Annotated in this window: 20 protein-coding genes and 1 tRNA gene; 3 read left to right on the top strand and 18 right to left on the bottom strand. The window is 59.5% G+C overall.

The window, feature by feature from the left end; translation table 11 throughout:
• Positions 1-353: 353 nt before the first annotated feature.
• The gene (locus ACP7AD_RS06485; RefSeq protein ID WP_426145680.1) at positions 354-662 is read left to right on the top strand and encodes a hypothetical protein; all 309 of its coding nucleotides are present in this window, start codon (positions 354-356) and stop codon (positions 660-662) included.
• Positions 663-786: 124 nt separating this feature from the next.
• Here ACP7AD_RS06485 and ACP7AD_RS06480 read toward each other — a convergent pair.
• The 6 genes from ACP7AD_RS06480 to petA all read right to left on the bottom strand — a co-directional run bounded on the left by ACP7AD_RS06480 (position 787) and on the right by petA (position 5,116).
• A tRNA-Thr gene (locus tag ACP7AD_RS06480) sits at positions 787-862 on the bottom strand.
• A 12-nt stretch (positions 863-874) separates the two neighbouring features.
• Positions 875-1,426 (bottom strand): ClpXP protease specificity-enhancing factor, encoded by a 552-nt coding sequence (locus ACP7AD_RS06475; protein ID WP_426145819.1) that lies wholly within the window; start codon positions 1,424-1,426, stop codon positions 875-877.
• Between the two features lie 43 nt (positions 1,427-1,469).
• Positions 1,470-2,081, bottom strand: coding sequence for a glutathione S-transferase N-terminal domain-containing protein (locus ACP7AD_RS06470; protein ID WP_036806026.1), 612 nt, complete (start codon positions 2,079-2,081; stop codon positions 1,470-1,472).
• 119 nt (positions 2,082-2,200) lie between these two features.
• Positions 2,201-2,956, bottom strand: a complete 756-nt coding sequence (locus tag ACP7AD_RS06465; protein ID WP_426145678.1) for a cytochrome c1 — start codon at positions 2,954-2,956, stop codon at positions 2,201-2,203.
• A 16-nt stretch (positions 2,957-2,972) separates the two neighbouring features.
• Entirely contained in the window at positions 2,973-4,382 is a 1,410-nt protein-coding gene (locus ACP7AD_RS06460) for a cytochrome b (RefSeq protein ID WP_426145677.1), read from the bottom strand.
• 107 nt (positions 4,383-4,489) lie between these two features.
• Complete coding sequence (gene petA, locus ACP7AD_RS06455) at positions 4,490-5,116, bottom strand: ubiquinol-cytochrome c reductase iron-sulfur subunit (protein WP_426145676.1); 627 nt, start codon at positions 5,114-5,116, stop codon at positions 4,490-4,492.
• A 261-nt stretch (positions 5,117-5,377) separates the two neighbouring features.
• On the opposite strand from petA, the gene mscL reads away from it, so the two are divergent.
• Complete coding sequence (mscL, locus tag ACP7AD_RS06450) at positions 5,378-5,794, top strand: large conductance mechanosensitive channel protein MscL (RefSeq protein WP_426145674.1); 417 nt, start codon at positions 5,378-5,380, stop codon at positions 5,792-5,794.
• A gap of 71 nt (positions 5,795-5,865) precedes the next feature.
• On the opposite strand, the gene pdxA is transcribed toward mscL, so the two are convergent.
• Both pdxA and ACP7AD_RS06440 read right to left on the bottom strand, forming a co-directional pair.
• Positions 5,866-6,918, bottom strand: a complete 1,053-nt coding sequence (pdxA, locus tag ACP7AD_RS06445) for a 4-hydroxythreonine-4-phosphate dehydrogenase PdxA (protein ID WP_426145672.1) — start codon at positions 6,916-6,918, stop codon at positions 5,866-5,868.
• Positions 6,915-7,679, bottom strand: a complete 765-nt coding sequence (locus ACP7AD_RS06440) for a Nif3-like dinuclear metal center hexameric protein (RefSeq protein ID WP_426145671.1) — start codon at positions 7,677-7,679, stop codon at positions 6,915-6,917. Before ACP7AD_RS06440 ends, pdxA begins: the two co-directional genes overlap by 4 nt.
• Positions 7,680-7,872: 193 nt before the next feature.
• On the opposite strand from ACP7AD_RS06440, the gene ACP7AD_RS06435 reads away from it, so the two are divergent.
• Positions 7,873-9,039: a S1C family serine protease gene (locus tag ACP7AD_RS06435; protein WP_426145670.1), complete on the top strand. Its 1,167-nt coding sequence runs from the start codon at positions 7,873-7,875 to the stop codon at positions 9,037-9,039.
• 139 nt (positions 9,040-9,178) lie between these two features.
• On the opposite strand, the gene tatC is transcribed toward ACP7AD_RS06435, so the two are convergent.
• From tatC to hisH, 10 genes are all read right to left on the bottom strand, one after another.
• Positions 9,179-9,982: a twin-arginine translocase subunit TatC gene (gene tatC / locus ACP7AD_RS06430; RefSeq protein WP_426145668.1), complete on the bottom strand. Its 804-nt coding sequence runs from the start codon at positions 9,980-9,982 to the stop codon at positions 9,179-9,181.
• Between the two features lie 64 nt (positions 9,983-10,046).
• Positions 10,047-10,514: a Sec-independent protein translocase protein TatB gene (gene tatB, locus ACP7AD_RS06425; protein ID WP_426145667.1), complete on the bottom strand. Its 468-nt coding sequence runs from the start codon at positions 10,512-10,514 to the stop codon at positions 10,047-10,049.
• Between the two features lie 56 nt (positions 10,515-10,570).
• On the bottom strand, positions 10,571-10,825 hold the full coding sequence (gene tatA, locus ACP7AD_RS06420) for a Sec-independent protein translocase subunit TatA (RefSeq protein WP_426145665.1): 255 nt from the start codon (positions 10,823-10,825) through the stop codon (positions 10,571-10,573).
• Positions 10,826-10,951: 126 nt separating this feature from the next.
• On the bottom strand, positions 10,952-11,311 hold the full coding sequence (locus tag ACP7AD_RS06415) for a histidine triad nucleotide-binding protein (protein WP_426145663.1): 360 nt from the start codon (positions 11,309-11,311) through the stop codon (positions 10,952-10,954).
• Positions 11,308-11,688 (bottom strand): DUF4870 family protein, encoded by a 381-nt coding sequence (locus ACP7AD_RS06410; protein ID WP_426145661.1) that lies wholly within the window; start codon positions 11,686-11,688, stop codon positions 11,308-11,310. Before ACP7AD_RS06410 ends, ACP7AD_RS06415 begins: the two co-directional genes overlap by 4 nt.
• A 15-nt stretch (positions 11,689-11,703) precedes the next feature.
• Positions 11,704-12,084, bottom strand: a complete 381-nt coding sequence (locus tag ACP7AD_RS06405; RefSeq protein ID WP_426145659.1) for a phosphoribosyl-ATP diphosphatase — start codon at positions 12,082-12,084, stop codon at positions 11,704-11,706.
• A gap of 15 nt (positions 12,085-12,099) precedes the next feature.
• On the bottom strand, positions 12,100-12,489 hold the full coding sequence (gene hisI / locus ACP7AD_RS06400) for a phosphoribosyl-AMP cyclohydrolase (RefSeq protein ID WP_426145657.1): 390 nt from the start codon (positions 12,487-12,489) through the stop codon (positions 12,100-12,102).
• A gap of 109 nt (positions 12,490-12,598) precedes the next feature.
• Positions 12,599-13,378, bottom strand: a complete 780-nt coding sequence (hisF, locus tag ACP7AD_RS06395; RefSeq protein WP_426145655.1) for an imidazole glycerol phosphate synthase subunit HisF — start codon at positions 13,376-13,378, stop codon at positions 12,599-12,601.
• 149 nt (positions 13,379-13,527) lie between these two features.
• Positions 13,528-14,268: a 1-(5-phosphoribosyl)-5-[(5-phosphoribosylamino)methylideneamino]imidazole-4-carboxamide isomerase gene (gene hisA / locus ACP7AD_RS06390; RefSeq protein WP_426145654.1), complete on the bottom strand. Its 741-nt coding sequence runs from the start codon at positions 14,266-14,268 to the stop codon at positions 13,528-13,530.
• An 81-nt stretch (positions 14,269-14,349) separates the two neighbouring features.
• The gene (gene hisH / locus ACP7AD_RS06385; protein ID WP_426145652.1) at positions 14,350-15,030 is read right to left on the bottom strand and encodes an imidazole glycerol phosphate synthase subunit HisH; all 681 of its coding nucleotides are present in this window, start codon (positions 15,028-15,030) and stop codon (positions 14,350-14,352) included.
• Between the last annotated feature and the right edge of the window lie 83 nt (positions 15,031-15,113).

The following is a 15,113-nucleotide window of genomic DNA, read 5'->3' as shown; positions in this document are numbered from 1 at the left end:
GAACTTAGGTGTGGGCACAAACAGTTAGTTCAACCGTGCGCAAACCGCAGATTTTAGCGCTGCCAGGAAAACAGCTATTCGTGTGCGCCAAACGGACAAGGTATCTGGGCCGCAAGGTGAAAAATTTCAAACGCATGAATATTGACAGTCGCTTGAAAACAATGACGATGGGTCAATTCGGCAGTAGTCCTTGCGAGGCTGAACCCTTTTTTTAGCTGGCTTTCGCCGAGCCTCCTGCTGGAATATCGGGGCTTGCCTCAATTGGGAAGCTGATCATTGCCTTCGAGAGAAAAACCAAGATTTGGCATCCACGATAATCAAATCGCCATGTTTAAATCCTTCAATAACTGACCATGCACAGACGCCTGCAATCCGCAGTAAGTTTGCACCAGGCCGCTGGCAACTCGCCGTCCCTCGCGCGGCTCGCTGATTTGGTCCGGGAATCCAACCAACGATTGAAAGCCGTTGAAACGCTGATTCCAGTCGCTCTGCGATCAGCCGTCAAGGCTGGGCCAATTGATGGTGAAAACTGGTGTCTTTTGGTGAATGGCAATGCAGCTTCGGCAAAAGTCCGGCAACTGGTCCCGCTCATCCAGTCGAGCCTGCTGCGCCAAGGCTGGAAGGTCAAGTCGATCCGATTGAAAATATTGATCGCCAGGTAACCTTGACGGTGACCCGATACAGCGAGGTCTGGATGCGATATTGCTGCGTTAAGCTATAGTATCTATAGCAATAAACAGTTGACCAGCATGCGCTTGCCGGGATTTTTACTCACAAACTGTTGAATGGTGCCGCTTGTCGGAATCGAACTGACGACCTACCGCTTACAAGGCGGTTGCTCTACCAACTGAGCTAAAGCGGCACAAATCGTATTCTACTTCACGCGCTTGAGTGACGGCCGTGGCCGTGTTGGCGGTTTTGGAGGCTCAGGCGCATCAGTTTTTTTCTGCTTGCCTTTGCCGCCAACCTGCATGTCCGGTACGTTTTCCACCAGTTGCATGATCTTGCTGTCCGGCGTTTCCGAAGAGGAGTGGACATTTTCAAGAGCGTTATGAACCGGCGCAACAACGCGTGATTCAGAGGTGCCACCGGCTCCATTGGAAGGAATTTCCAGAGGAAAAGCCATGCCCTGCCCATTTTCCCGGGCATAGATGGCGACCACATGGCTGATAGGCACCAGGATTTCTCGCGCGCTTCCGCCAAAACGAGCCTTGAATTCAATAAACTCGTTTCCCAGGGTCAGAGAACTGGTGGCATCAAACCCGATGTTCAGCACGATCTCGTTATTCTTCACATATTCACGTGGCACTTGCACGGTGTTGTCCACCGATACGGCCACATAAGGGGTAAAACCGTTGTCGGTGCACCATTCGTACAATGCACGAATCAGGTAAGGACGGGTTGACGTGGCGTTCGGTGCGTTCATGAATTCGGCCAAGTTGCTGATTCCGTTCAATTCGATGCGGCAGTTACTTGCGCATCACTTTCTCGGAAGGCGTCAATGCTTCAATATAGGCGGGACGGGAAAAGATACGCTCGGCATACTTGAGCAGCGGTGCCGCATTTTTTGACAGGTCGATGCCGTAATAATCTAGGCGCCAAAGCAAGGGTGCAATGGCCACGTCAAGCATCGAGAAGTTATCCCCCAGCATGAACTTGTTCTTCAGGAAAATGGGGGCTAGCTGCGTCAGACGGTCGCGGATATGGGCGCGTGATTTTTCCAGTGCTTTTTCGTTCCCCTTGGAAGCACGGGATTCGAGGGCGCTGACATGAACAAACAGCTCTTTTTCAAAGTTCAGCAGGAACAGCCGAACCCGCGCCCGGTCAACCGGGTCGCCGGGCATGAGTTGCGGATGCGGGAAACGCTCGTCAATGTATTCATTGATGATGTTCGACTCGTACAGGATCAGGTCGCGCTCGACCAGAATCGGTACCTGGCCGTAGGGGTTCATCACATTGATGTCTTCAGGCTTGTTGTACAGGTCTACGTCACGAATTTCAAAATCCATGCCCTTTTCAAACAATACGAAACGGCAGCGATGCGAGAAAGGGCAGGTTGTACCTGAATAAAGGACCATCATGATTCGGAACTCCTAAAAGCAAAAGAGTGGAAGGCTAAGATTCAAACCTTAGAACCGTCCACTCCGAAGGTGCCAATGTGCACCAGGGCAGGCCCTGGGAACATTAATCGGCACAAAAACTATTTGACGTCTTTCCAGAACGCCGCGTTGAGGCGCCAGGCCACAAAGGTCAGGCCAAGCAGAAACAGCAGCACCCATACGCCGATGCGAACACGGGTATTTTGCACAGGCTCTGCCATCCACTGGAGATAGCCGACAAGATCGCCCATGGCCTGGTCATATTGCAACGGGGTCATCGAACCCGGAGTGACCTGTTCCCAGCCCTTGAAAGTGGCAACCTTGTGGCCGTGTTCTTCTTTATTTTCATACACAGGCTTGCGCACGCCCTGCAGATCCCAAAGCACATGCGGCATTGCCACGTTAGGGAAAGCAAGATTGTTCCAGCCCGTAGCCTTGGTTTCGTCACGGTAGAAAGTACGCATGTACGTGTACAGATAGTCTGCACCCGAGCCGCCAGCACCGGCGCGTGAACGGGCGATCACGGTCAGATCGGGCGGGGTTCCGCCAAACCAGTCCTTGGCCTGTTTCGGATCAATCGCCGACTTCATGGTTTCGCCGACCTTTTCAGTCGTGAACAACAAGTTGTCCTTGATCTGCTGGTCGGTCAGGCCAATGTCTTTCAGGCGATTGAAGCGCATGAAGGCGGCCGAGTGGCAGTTCAGGCAGTAGTTGACGAAAAGCTTGGCGCCGTTTTGCAGCGCCGCCATGTCGTTGGTCTTGTTGGGCGCCTTGTCCCAGGCAAGACCACCGGTTGCAGCTTGCGCACCAGTTACCAAACCGACCGCTGTGATCAAAGCGAAAAAGATTTTTTTCATGGTGATGGTTTCCTGCTCAGTGGGCCGCAAAAGTAACGCGATCGGGAACGCGCTTGAAGGTGCCCAACCGACTCCACCACGGCATCAGCAGGAAGAAACCGAAGTAAAACAGGGTTCCGACCTGCGAAACACGTTCGCCGATGGCTGAGGGTGGTTGAACACCCAGGTAGCCCAGGATCAGGAAGTTGATCACAAAGATACCGTAGAGGTATTTGTTCCAGCTTGGACGGTAGCGGATCGACTTGACTTCACTGTTGTCCAGCCACGGCAGGAAAAACAGGATGACGACGGCCCCGCCCATGACCACGACGCCCCAGAATTTGGCATCAATCAACAGCATTGCACCGACCAGCGCCACGGCTGCGCCGACGATGATGAGCTTGAACAAGTTGGCGATTTTGGCTTTGAGCACGCCCAGCACTGCACCGGCCAGCACGCAGGCAATGAGGGCATACATCATTTCGCCAGTGATGGCGCGCAGCATCGAGTAGTAAGGCGTGAAGTACCAGACCGGGGCGATGTGCAGCGGCGTCTTCAGCGGGTCGGCGGGAATGAAGTTGTTGTACTCCAGGAAGTAACCGCCAAACTCGGGCGCGAAGAAAATGATGGCGCTGAAAATCATCAGGAAGATGCTGACGCCAAAAATATCGTGCACCGTGTAGTACGGGTGGAAGGGGATGGCATCCAGCGGATGGCCATTGGCATCGCGCGGCGCGTTAGGACCCTTGACCTCAACACCATCGGGGTTGTTCGAGCCGACTTCGTGCAGTGCAATGATGTGCGCCACGACCAAACCGAGCAGCACCAGCGGCACGGCAATCACGTGGAAGGCGAAGAAGCGGTTCAGCGTTGCATCGCCAACCACATAGTCGCCACGGATCAGCAGCGCCAGGTCAGGGCCGATGAACGGGATGGCGGCAAACAGGTTCACGATGACCTGGGCGCCCCAGTAGCTCATCTGCCCCCAGGGCAGCAGATAGCCCATGAAGGCTTCGGCCATCAGCGCCAGGAAAATCGCACAGCCGAACACCCAGATCAGTTCGCGCGGCTTGCGATAGCTGCCATAGATCAGTCCACGGAACATATGAAGATAAACCACGACGAAAAAGGCCGAAGCGCCAGTGGAGTGCATGTAGCGGATCAGCCAGCCCCAGGGCACGTCGCGCATGATGTATTCGACCGAAGCGAAGGCGAGCGACGCCTCGGGCTTGTAATTCATCGTCAGGAAGATGCCAGTGACGATCTGGATGACCAGCACCAGCAGGGCCAGCGCGCCAAAAACATACCAGAAGTTGAAGTTTTTGGGCGCGTAGTACTCGCTCATGTGCTCTTTGAAGAGCTTGCTGGCGGGAAAACGGTTGTCGACCCAAGTCATCGCCTTATCGGCGAACGGGGCATCAGGGGAAATTTCTTTGAATACAGCCATGACTGATCCTGGTTCGGTGAGTTTCTTTAGCCTTGGATTGATACGGTGCGGAACGGCAGGGTTTCAAGCGCAGGCGGCAGGGTCTTTTGAAAAGAGGTAGCGGGCCTTCAGGCCTTCTTGTCTTCACCAATTAGCAGCTTTGCATCCGACAGGTACATATGGGGGGGCACTTCAAGGTTGTCGGGCGAAGGCTTGTTCTTGTACACGCGGCCAGCCAGGTCAAACGTCGACCCATGACAAGGGCACAGGAAGCCGCCGTGCCAGTCATCGGGTAGCGATGGCTGCGCGCCGGTCTGGAACTTGTCGGAAGGCGAGCAGCCGAGGTGCGGGCAAATGCCCACCACGACCAGGGTGTCGGCCTTGATGGAACGGGTTTCATTGCGCGCGTATTCAGGCGTCCATTCGGGCAGCTTGCGCTCGGACTTTGGATCTGCCAGCATGCCGTCAACCTGGGCCAGGGCGGCCAGTTGCTCGGGCGTGCGTTTGACGATCCAGACCGGTTTACCACGCCACTCCACAGTCATCTTCTCGCCTGGCTTCAAGGCGGAAATATCGACCTCGACCGCAGCACCTGTAGCCTTGGCTCGTTCAGACGGCTGGAAAGTGCTCACGAACGGCACAGCCACTGCGGCAACGCCCGCTCCGCCTACGGCACAGGTGGCGACGATCCAGTTTCTTTTATCTTTATCGACAGGCGCGCCGTGCGGCGCGCCCATTACGCTTGCTTGGGTCATGAAAGTCCTTCAAGAACTGGCTTGAAAAAGGAATAGTGGGGGGTCAACCCGCGATTGTAGCGGAGCAGGAAGTGATATTTGAAGGCTTCGCAATGGTTTGAGGTCATCCTGGCCCACCCCTTTGCGATTGAAGTGCCAGCATGATTTGTTGCAAGACAGCCTCTAAAGCAACTTGTCAATTCATGCCAACACAGCATAATTATTTGCCGTAGGCCGCCTTGCGGTGCAGGCATAACAACCACAAGAAACCGGAGTAAAACCATGGGAGTGATTCAGGAATTCAGGGAATTTGCCGTCAAGGGCAATGTGATGGACCTGGCCGTCGGCGTAATCATTGGCGGGGCTTTCGGCAAAATCGTCGATTCCATCGTCGGCGACCTGATCATGCCCCTGGTCAGCAAGATTTTTGGCGGGCTTGACTTCTCAAATTACTATGTTGCCCTGGCCGGGCAGGCCGCCGGACTACCGCTGGTCGAGGCCAAGAAGGCTGGCGCCGTCTTCGCCTACGGTAACTTCATCACGGTGGCGCTGAACTTCATCATCCTGGCCTTCATTATCTTCATGATGATCAAGCAGATGAACCGCATCAGGAAACCCCGCCCGCTTGCCGCTCCAGCACCGGCGGAAGACATTGTGCTGTTGCGTGAAATCCGCGACAGCCTGAAGCACCAAGCTTGATTACCGTCATCAGTGGGTGTGAATCAGCGCAGAGCTGATTCGGCGACAAGCAAAATTCCCCTCAACATTGGCTACGCAGCCTGCTGGCGCGCCATCCGGATCGCGGCCAGCAGGCTGGACGCGTCTGCGCGGCCGGTGCCGGCGATGTCGAAAGCCGTGCCATGGTCCGGACTGGTGCGCACCAGCGGCAACCCGAGCGTGACGTTGACACCCTGCTCCACTCCCAGGTATTTCACCGGAATCAGGCCCTGGTCGTGGTGCATCGCCACCACCACGTCAAACTCGCCGGGCTTCGATGCAGTGTTGCGCGCCCGCATGAACACGGTGTCCGGGGCAAAGGGGCCCCGCACATCCAGGCCTTCGCGCAAGGCGGCGGCGATGGCCGGCGCAATGATCAATTGCTCCTCCGTGCCAAACAGTCCGCCTTCGCCGGCATGCGGATTCAGGCCCGCCACGGCGATGCGCGGGGGCCGTCCCAGCCCGGCACTGAGGGCCTGGTGCGCAATGCGCAGGGTCAGCAGCACGTTGTCAAAGGTCACGGCGTCAATTGCATGCCTGAGGGACATGTGGATGCTCACCAGCACGGTCCTGAGTTCGTCATTGGCCAGCATCATGCGCACCGGAACTTCGTTCACCGGTTTGCCCAGGAACGAGGCGGCTTCGGCCTGCAGCATTTCGGTATGGCCCGGGAAACGCGCAGCCCAGCCACCGGCGGCGAACAAGGCTTCCTTGTGGATCGGCGCAGTGACCATTGCGGCAGCCTCGCCCGCCAGCACCGCACGGGCAGCCCAGACGATGCACTCTGCCGCTCCCCTGCCGGCCAGGCCACTGATCTGTCCATAGGGAACCAGACCAGGCAGTGCGCACTTCTGCAGCACGCCGATGCAGTTCGGCGGCACTGCCGCCAGATCGGCCAGCGAATCAAGTTCGGCCACCGGCATCGCCGGATTTCCGGATGACGTAGCAACCAACGCGGCAGCGCGGCGCAGCGTCGGCACGTCGCCGACCACCACGCAGCCCGCCAGTTCCTGCGATGACTGGGCAAAAGCCTTGGCGATGATTTCAGGGCCGATGCCGGCGGCATCGCCCATGGTGATGAGGAAAGGGCCGGATTGGGTGGTCATGCAGGGTTGTCGATATCAATGAACTGGTGATGAATGCCGAATTGCGCCGCGACATGCGATGCAACGGCCGGCGCGCCGTAGCGCTCCGAGGCATGGTGGCCGCAGGCGATGAACGCCACGCCCATTTCGCGCGCATGGTGCGCCTGCGGCTCGGAAATCTCGCCGGTGATGAAGGCATCGGCGCCGGCGGCAATGGCAGACTCGAAATAGCTTTGCGCGCCGCCACTGCACCACGCTATTTTTTTAATAGCTGTGTACGCAGGTCCCACATGCGTGACAGGCCTTTTTAACGTATTTTCAATGAGCCGGGCCAGATCGCTGGCCGTGGCAAAGCTGCCGCCATCACTTCGCCCGCCCAAAAACCCCAGACCCTGCTCGCCGAAGCAGCTACTGGCCGTCAAGCCCAGTTGCCGCCCCAACTGCGCATTGTTGCCCAGCTCAAGATGCGCATCGAGCGGCAGGTGATAGGCAAACAGGCTGATGTCGTGGGCCAGCAGCAGCGCCAGCCGCTGCTTCATCCAGCCTGTCACGCAGCCATCCTGGCCGCGCCAGAACAGGCCGTGGTGCACAAAGATGGCGTCGGCCTGCGCGCCAATAGCTGCTTCAATCAGCGCCCGGCTGGCGGTGACCCCGGAAACGATCCGGCGCACCTGCGTTTTTCCCTCGACCTGAAGGCCGTTGGGGCCGTAGTCCTTGAAGCGCGCCGGCTGCAAAAGCGTGTCGAACGCTGCCAGCAGGTCCTGTCTCGTTGTGCTGTTCATGCCCGGATTGTCTCAGGCAAGTCCTGCCTGACGCGTATTTTGGATTTTTTTCCAGCCTTGACGACTTTCCAGTGGCATCCGTCCCGCGCAGAGGCGCCGCGCATCAAGCACAATACGTCAAGAGCGGCCTGCAGACGGACTGCTTCGCACACCCCCGTTCTTATTCCACGCCAGCCAACTCCTTTTTTGACCCATGAAGCGCACCTGGCTCCTGTTTTCCCAAACCGTCACTGTTTTGGTGGCGGCCTATTTCGTCGTCGCCACGCTCCAGCCGCAGTGGTTGAACAGACGCGCCACGATTGGCGGTGTTTCAGTCATCGAGGCGCCCGCCAGCAGCCTGCCGCGTGCCGTCGGTACGGCCAGCACCAGTGGCAGCTTTGCGCAGGCAGCAAAAATTGCGTCGGCGGCCGTGGTGAGCATCAACACCAGTAAGGCCGCCGTCAATAACCCGCAAATGAACGACCCGTGGTTCCGGTTTTTCTTTGGCGACCAGAACCCGGGCGAAGCACAGGCAGGCCTGGGCAGCGGCGTGATCGTGAGCTCAAGCGGCTACATCCTGACCAACAACCATGTGGTCGAAGGTGCCGATGAAATCGAGGTCGTTCTCAACGACACCCGCAAGACCCGGGCGAAGGTGATTGGCACCGATCCCGACACCGACCTGGCCATTCTCAAGATCGATCTGGACAAGCTGCCGGTGATTGTCTTGGGCAACTCGGACGAGCTTCAGGTGGGCGATCCGGTGCTGGCCATCGGCAATCCGTTTGGCGTGGGCCAGACCGTGACCGGCGGCATCGTCAGCGCCTTGGGGCGCAACCAGCTGGGCATCAACACCTTCGAAAATTTCATCCAGACCGACGCGGCGATCAACCCCGGCAATTCCGGCGGCGCGCTGGTCGATGTCAATGGCAACCTGCTGGGCATCAACACCGCCATCTATTCGCGCTCGGGCGGCTCCATGGGCATCGGTTTTGCCATTCCCGTGTCCACTGCCAAGCAGGTGCTCGAAGGCATCGTGACCGAAGGCCAGGTGACGCGCGGCTGGATTGGCGTGGAGCCGCAGGAACTCAATGCCGAACTGATCGAGGCCTTCAAGCTCAAGCCGGAAGCGGCCAAGGCCGGAGGCGTGATCATCACGGGCGTGCTGCAGAACGGCCCCGCCGCCCTGGGCGGCATCCGGCCGGGTGACGTGATCATGGCCGTCGATGGCCAGCCGGTCCGCAATGTCAGCCAGTTGCTGACGGCGGTTGCCGCGCTCAAGCCCGGCACGCCCGCGCCGCTAAAGGTGCTGCGCGGCGACAGTCCCGTGGATATTTCGGTGACACCGGCCCAGCGCCAGCGGCCCAGAGTGCAGCGCTGAAGGCGCGCTGTTTGTTCATGGCGACGGCTCGGGTCTGAGCCTGTCGCATTGAATACCCGTCATTTGCCATCAAATCAATAGCTACAAGTGCTTACGGCAGTTGCGCAAACGGCCATATTTATTCGAAACTGGCCAGACTTCAGGATTTGGCGACTTCCGAGTCGGTGTCGGGCGCCTTGGTGCTCTTGAGGAACATCTGCGCGGCCAGGATGCCCACTTCGTACAGCCCGCCCACCACCGCCAGCAGCATGATCATCGACCCTGCATCCGGCGGCGTGACCAGCGCGGTGCCAATGGCGGCAGCCACCCAGAAGTAGCCGCGGTATTCGCGCAGCTGGGCCACCGTCAGCACGCCCATGCGCACCAGCAAAATGACCGCGATCGGCACTTCGAAAGCCAGCCCGAAGGCCAGGAACATGCCGAGCACGAAGTTCAGGTATTCCTCGATATCCGGCGCTGCGGTGATCGACTTGGGCGCAAAACTCTGGATGAACCTGAACACCTGCCCGAACACCACGTAGTAGGAAAACGCCACACCGATGAAAAACAGCAGCGTGCTGGACACCACCAGCGGCATCACCAGCTTTTTTTCGTGCGAATACAGGCCAGGCGCTACGAAAGCCCACACCTGGTAAAGGACCACCGGCAGTGCGATCATGAAGGCCGCCATGAAGAGAATCTTGATCGGCACGACAAATGGCGACACGACGTTGGTGGCGATCAGGGTCGCGCCCTTGGGCAGGCTGGCCACCAGCGGCGCGGCCATCAGGTCGTACAGCGCGCCCGGCCCGGGAAAGATGGCCAGGATGCCCGCCGCAATGCCGATGGCAATCACGGCCTTGATCATCCGGTCGCGCAGCTCCATGAGGTGCTGCACGAAAGGCTGCTCGGTGCCTGCGAGCTCGTCGGGCTTGTCGCCGCCGGTGGGGTTGGGATCGCTCATGAAGGAAGTTTGCGCTGTGTGAATTGCGCCGGTCTGCGCGCAAAGAAAAATTCAGGGGAATGCTTCATGCCTTGCGGCTGGGCTGCGGACGAAATCGTGCCACCCGGGCCGCGCCGGACTGGGCTTTGGTGCGAACGCCCGAGCGGGCCTTGAACCATTGCGGCGTGGCGCCGCGCTTGAGCCGCCACTTCTTTTTCGGATGCCGGTATTCGGGAAAGACTTCGAAGCCGGACAAGTTGTCGGGCGAGGTGGATGTCGCCGTGTCTGACCATGATTTTTCAAAATCAGTGGCGCCGGTACGGATCGAGCCCTCGACATCGCGGGCCGCTTCCTCGACGGTTTCCTTCATTTTGCGGAACTCGTCGAGTTCCATGGAACGGTTCACTTCCTGCTTGACGTCGTTGACATAGCGCTGCGCCTTGCCCAGCAAGGTGCCTATGGTACGCGCCAGGCGCGGCAGTTTTTCAGGCCCGATGACGATCAGCGCAACAGCGCCGATCAGGGCGATTTTTGAGATGCCGAGGTCAATCACGGCAGATCAGCACCGGGAAGCATTGAACGCGGAAAAAAAGAAAGTTCCAGCATGCATCAGGGCTTTTGCCGGGCTTCGACGTCAATCGTGTTGCGCTCCGACGTGGCCTTGGCCTGGGCATTGGTCACCTGGCTGGCGGGGACCACCGGCTTTTCATCCTCGGGCGACTGGCCGCCATCCTTCATGCCATCCTTGAAACCCTTGACAGCGCCGCCCAGGTCACCGCCCATGTTCCGGAGTTTTTTGGTGCCAAATACCATCACCACGATCAACAGCACGATCAACCAGTGCCATATGGAAAATCCACCCATGTCCATCTCCTAATCTGAAAACAGTCGATTGACTGCCATGTTTACAACAAAGCCTGATTCTAAAGGCGCCATGTGACAGCGCCTATGACCCTGCAAGCCTGCAGGGTAGTTAACAAGCCAGCCCGTTCAGCCCCGGAGCCACGGTCGGGGGCCGCCCATGACGTGCAGGTGCAGGTGCTGCACTTCCTGGCCGCCTTCGGCACCGGTGTTGGTGACGATACGAAAACCGCCTTCAGGGTAGGGGTTGCAGCCCTGTTCAATCGCCAGTCGCGGCGCCAGCACCATCATGCGCCCCAGCAGCGCCGCATGCTCCGGACCGACCTGCGCCATCGACGCAACATGCGTCTTGGGAATGATCAGGAAATGCACCGGCGCCCAGGGATGGATGTCGTGAAAGGCGAACAGCTCATCGTCCTCGTACACCTTGCGGCTCGGAATGGCGCCGGCGGCGATCTTGCAGAAAATGCAGTGGTCCGGATGGCTCATGCGGCCTCCACCGAGCGGCCGGCGTTCATGCGCACCATGCCCTTGACGATGCGGTACAGGAACCAGACCGAGATCAGGCCCCAGGCGATCCAGCCGGGCACGATGAACAGCAGCCAGAGCCAGGAGGTCAGCAGGTAGAGCACGCCGGCCCAGATTACGGAGCGAATCCGCCAGCTGAAGTGCGATGCCTGCCAAGTGTTGTCTGCATCGCCGCGCTTGACCAGGTCAATAACCAGCGCCACCACCAGCAGGGCGATCGAGACCTGTGCACCCGGCAGCACGGCGGCCACCGCGACAACAAGGTGAAGCAGGTAGCTGACCCAGCCCCAGGTTTTCAGCCCTTCGTCGGGCTCTATCGTCACGATGTCATTGTTCACGGGTAGCTCCCTTTCTCAGTCGTTGGTGGCTTCACGGTGCTGCGCCTTGCGCAGTGCCTTTTCCTCGATGCCGCTGGTGCCTTCGCGGCGCTCCAGTTCGGCCAGCACATCGGCAGGGCGCAGGTTGTAGTGCGCCAGAGCGATCAGCGAATGAAACCACAAATCGGCCACTTCGCCGACCAGCTTGCCGTTCAGTTCGGGCGTGGGGCCGCCGTGGTCGATGTCCTTGGCGGCCATCACGGTCTCGGTGGCTTCCTCGCCGATTTTCTTCAGGAAAGCATCGGGGCCCTTGTGCAGCAGGCGCGCCACATAGCTCTTGTCAGGGTCGCCGCCTTGTCCAGGCTTGCGGGTTTCGATGATGCGCGCCAAGCGCTCAAGGGTTTCATTGGAATTCATGATGTGCATTACAGGCTATTTATAGATACTGGCAGGGTCTTTCAAGACCGGCTCCGTCGCAACCCACTGTCCGTCCTGGTAAAGACTGAAAAAGCAGCTGTGGCGGCCGGTGTGGCAGGCTATTCCCGGCGCATGGCCGAGCTGCGTGATCTTGAGCAGCACCACGTCGCTGTCGCAGTCGAGCCGGATTTCATGCACCACCTGGAAATGGCCGGACTCCTCGCCCTTGTGCCACAAACGATTGCGAGAGCGGCTGAAATACACCGCCTGGCCGAGCTCGGCAGTTTTTTCGAGCGCCTCGCGGTTCATCCAGGCAAACATCAGCACGTCGCCGCTGCCGGCTTCCTGCGCAATGACGGGCACCAGGCCCTTTTCGTCCCAACGGACCGTGTCTAACCAATTCATGGGGATATTGTCCGCGATGCTGACGCGCCGAAGCGCACTAAAATTACTATGAAATCAATAGCTGTTTGCGCCCGTCCAGCATGCGCAAACAGCCAAAAAGACTTGAAAACTAGAGCCGGACGGGAATCCCGCGCCCGGCCATGTGCCGCTTGGCCTGCCCGACGGTGAATTCGCCGTAGTGAAAGATGCTGGCCGCCAGCACCGCATCGGCGCCACCCAGCTGCACGCCATCGGCCAAGTGGTCGAGGTTGCCGACGCCGCCGGAGGCGATCACCGGCACGCTGACGGCATCGCTCACGGCGCGCGTGAGTTCCAGGTCGAAGCCCGACTTGGTGCCGTCGCGGTTCATGCTGGTCAGCAGAATTTCGCCCGCGCCGCGCCGCGCCATGTCAACAGCCCAGGCCACGGCGTCCAGCCCGGTGTTCTTGCGGCCGCCGTGGCTGTAGACATCCCAGCCCGCGCCGCGCACCAGGGCGTCTTCGTCGCTGCGGCGCTTGGCATCAATCGCCACGACGATGCACTGGGCGCCGTATTTGGCCGAGGCGTCGGTGATGACCTGCGGATTGGCCAGCGCAGCCGAGTTGAAGCTGGTCTTGTCGGCGCCGGCGTTGAGCAGGCGGCGAACGTCCTCGACGGTGCGCACCCCGCCACCGACTGTCAGCGGGATGAACACCTGCGACGCCACGGCCTCGATGATGTGCAGGATCAGGTCACGCCCGTCGCTGGTGGCGGTGATGTCGAGAAACGTGAGTTCGTCGGCGCCCTGGTCGTTGTAGCGCGCGGCAATTTCCACCGGGTCGCCGGCATCGCGCAGTTCCAGGAAGTTGACGCCCTTGACAACCCGGCCGCCGGTCACATCAAGGCAGGGAATTATTCTTTTAGCAAGCATGTTGGTATGGCGCCGCTAAGACAAGATAAATGCAAGGGGCGGCTCTGCAATGAGCAAGGGCCACGGAACCGGCTTCGCCGGGCCGTAGGCGCAGCGGCCCCCTCGGGGGGCAGGAAGCCACACGCAGTGGGCGACCGTGGGGGCAACATTCATCCGTTCAACTCGTCGGCGCGGTCTTGCGCCGCTTCAAAATCCAGGTCGCCGCTGTAGATCGAGCGGCCGCAGATCACGCCCTGGACACCCTCGTCCTCGACGGCGCACAGTGCTTCGATGTCGGCCATGTTCGACAGGCCGCCCGAGGCAATCACCGGAATCGTCAGCGCCTGCGCTAGCCTGACGGTGGCTTCCATGTTGATGCCGCTGAGCATGCCATCGCGGCCGATGTCGGTGTAGATGATGGATTCGACGCCATAGTCCTGGAATTTCTTGGCCAGATCGACCACTTCATGGCCGGTCAGCTTGCTCCAGCCGTCGGTGGCGACCTTGCCGTCCCTGGCATCCAGGCCGACGATGATGTGGCCGCCAAACGCCGTGCAGGCATCCTGCAGAAAACCCGGATTCTTCACGGCGGCGGTGCCGATGATGACGTAGCGCAAGCCGGCATCGAGGTAGCGCTCTATGGTGTCGAGGTCGCGAATGCCGCCGCCCAGCTGTACGTCGATTTCGCTGCCCACCTCGGCCAGAATGCGCTTGATGGCGGCTTCATTCTTGGGCTTGCCCGCGAAGGCGCCGTTCAGGTCCACCAAGTGCAGACGGCGCGCGCCCTTGCTGACCCAGTTGCGCGCCATGGCCGCCGGGTCTTCGCTGAAAATGGTGGACTGGTCCATGTCGCCTTGTTTCAGACGGACGCAGTGACCGTCTTTGAGGTCAATCGCGGGGATGAGGAGCATGTTGGGCTAAGAAAAAGCAGTTAGTGAGGTTAAAAATAGATGCGCCCTTGCATGAGCGCATCCGGGGAAGCAAAAAGCGGTTCAGGGGTTCCAGTGCAGGAAATTGCGGTACAGCGCCAGCCCCTGGTCGGCGCTCTTCTCGGGGTGGAACTGGGTAGCAAAAATATTATCGCGCGCTATCGCCGCTGCAAAGCGCCCGCCGTAGTCTGCCTCGCCCGCGATGTGGCGCTTATCAGACGGACAGGCGTAAAAGCTGTGTACAAAATAGAAATACGAGCCGTCGGGCACGCCGTCCCAGACCGGGTGGGCTTTGGCGCCGTCAGGATGCGCCTGGTACACCTGGTTCCAGCCCATCTGCGGCACCTTGTAGCGGCTGCCGTCGGGCTGCAGTTGTCCGGCCAGGTCGAACTTGACGACCTCGCCGTGGATCAGCCCCAGGCCAGGCGTGGGAGCGCCGTCCAAGCCTTCATGGCTGTTGTCCAGCAGCATCTGCATGCCGACGCACACGCCGAACAGCGGCTTGCTGGCGGCGGCATGCAGCACGGCGCCGAGCATGCCCGAGCGTTCGAGCGCGAGCATGCAGTCATGCATCGCGCCCTGGCCGGGCAACACGACGCGCTCGGCATTGAGCACATCCTGCGGGTGGGACGTGACCAGCACCTCGTAGCCCGTGCCCTGCACCACATGCCGGACCGCCTGCGAGACCGAACGCAGGTTGCCCGAACCGTAATCGACCACTGCCACCGTTTTCAATTTGGACATTCGGGGGAAACTTATATTGCTATTGATTGAATAGCTGCTTACGCAAGCCAGACGTGCGCAAAAGGCCTAAAACATGCCTGAAC

The organism is Polaromonas sp. DSP2-3-2b2 (assembly GCF_049895905.1).
Classification (GTDB): domain Bacteria; phylum Pseudomonadota; class Gammaproteobacteria; order Burkholderiales; family Burkholderiaceae_C; genus Polaromonas.
This window is presented reverse-complemented; position numbering and strand designations above follow the sequence as displayed.

Excerpts from the sequence above, each read along its gene's own strand:
- pdxA (WP_426145672.1), bottom strand. The coding sequence starts at position 6,918 with ATGACCACCCAATCCGGCCCTTTCCTCATCACCATGGGCGATGCCGCC.
- hisF (WP_426145655.1), bottom strand. The coding sequence starts at position 13,378 with ATGCTTGCTAAAAGAATAATTCCCTGCCTTGATGTGACCGGCGGCCGG.
- ACP7AD_RS06435 (WP_426145670.1), top strand. The coding sequence starts at position 7,873 with ATGAAGCGCACCTGGCTCCTGTTTTCCCAAACCGTCACTGTTTTGGTG.
- mscL (WP_426145674.1), top strand. The coding sequence starts at position 5,378 with ATGGGAGTGATTCAGGAATTCAGGGAATTTGCCGTCAAGGGCAATGTG.
- tatC (WP_426145668.1), bottom strand. The coding sequence starts at position 9,982 with ATGAGCGATCCCAACCCCACCGGCGGCGACAAGCCCGACGAGCTCGCA.
- ACP7AD_RS06465 (WP_426145678.1), bottom strand. The coding sequence starts at position 2,956 with ATGAAAAAAATCTTTTTCGCTTTGATCACAGCGGTCGGTTTGGTAACT.
- ACP7AD_RS06485 (WP_426145680.1), top strand. The coding sequence starts at position 354 with ATGCACAGACGCCTGCAATCCGCAGTAAGTTTGCACCAGGCCGCTGGC.
- tatA (WP_426145665.1), bottom strand. The coding sequence starts at position 10,825 with ATGGGTGGATTTTCCATATGGCACTGGTTGATCGTGCTGTTGATCGTG.
- petA (WP_426145676.1), bottom strand. The coding sequence starts at position 5,116 with ATGACCCAAGCAAGCGTAATGGGCGCGCCGCACGGCGCGCCTGTCGAT.
- ACP7AD_RS06470 (WP_036806026.1), bottom strand. The coding sequence starts at position 2,081 with ATGATGGTCCTTTATTCAGGTACAACCTGCCCTTTCTCGCATCGCTGC.
- ACP7AD_RS06440 (WP_426145671.1), bottom strand. The coding sequence starts at position 7,679 with ATGAACAGCACAACGAGACAGGACCTGCTGGCAGCGTTCGACACGCTT.
- hisH (WP_426145652.1), bottom strand. The coding sequence starts at position 15,030 with ATGTCCAAATTGAAAACGGTGGCAGTGGTCGATTACGGTTCGGGCAAC.
- ACP7AD_RS06460 (WP_426145677.1), bottom strand. The coding sequence starts at position 4,382 with ATGGCTGTATTCAAAGAAATTTCCCCTGATGCCCCGTTCGCCGATAAG.
- hisA (WP_426145654.1), bottom strand. The coding sequence starts at position 14,268 with ATGCTCCTCATCCCCGCGATTGACCTCAAAGACGGTCACTGCGTCCGT.
- hisI (WP_426145657.1), bottom strand. The coding sequence starts at position 12,489 with ATGAATTGGTTAGACACGGTCCGTTGGGACGAAAAGGGCCTGGTGCCC.
- ACP7AD_RS06415 (WP_426145663.1), bottom strand. The coding sequence starts at position 11,311 with ATGAGCCATCCGGACCACTGCATTTTCTGCAAGATCGCCGCCGGCGCC.
- ACP7AD_RS06405 (WP_426145659.1), bottom strand. The coding sequence starts at position 12,084 with ATGAATTCCAATGAAACCCTTGAGCGCTTGGCGCGCATCATCGAAACC.
- ACP7AD_RS06475 (WP_426145819.1), bottom strand. The coding sequence starts at position 1,426 with ATGAACGCACCGAACGCCACGTCAACCCGTCCTTACCTGATTCGTGCA.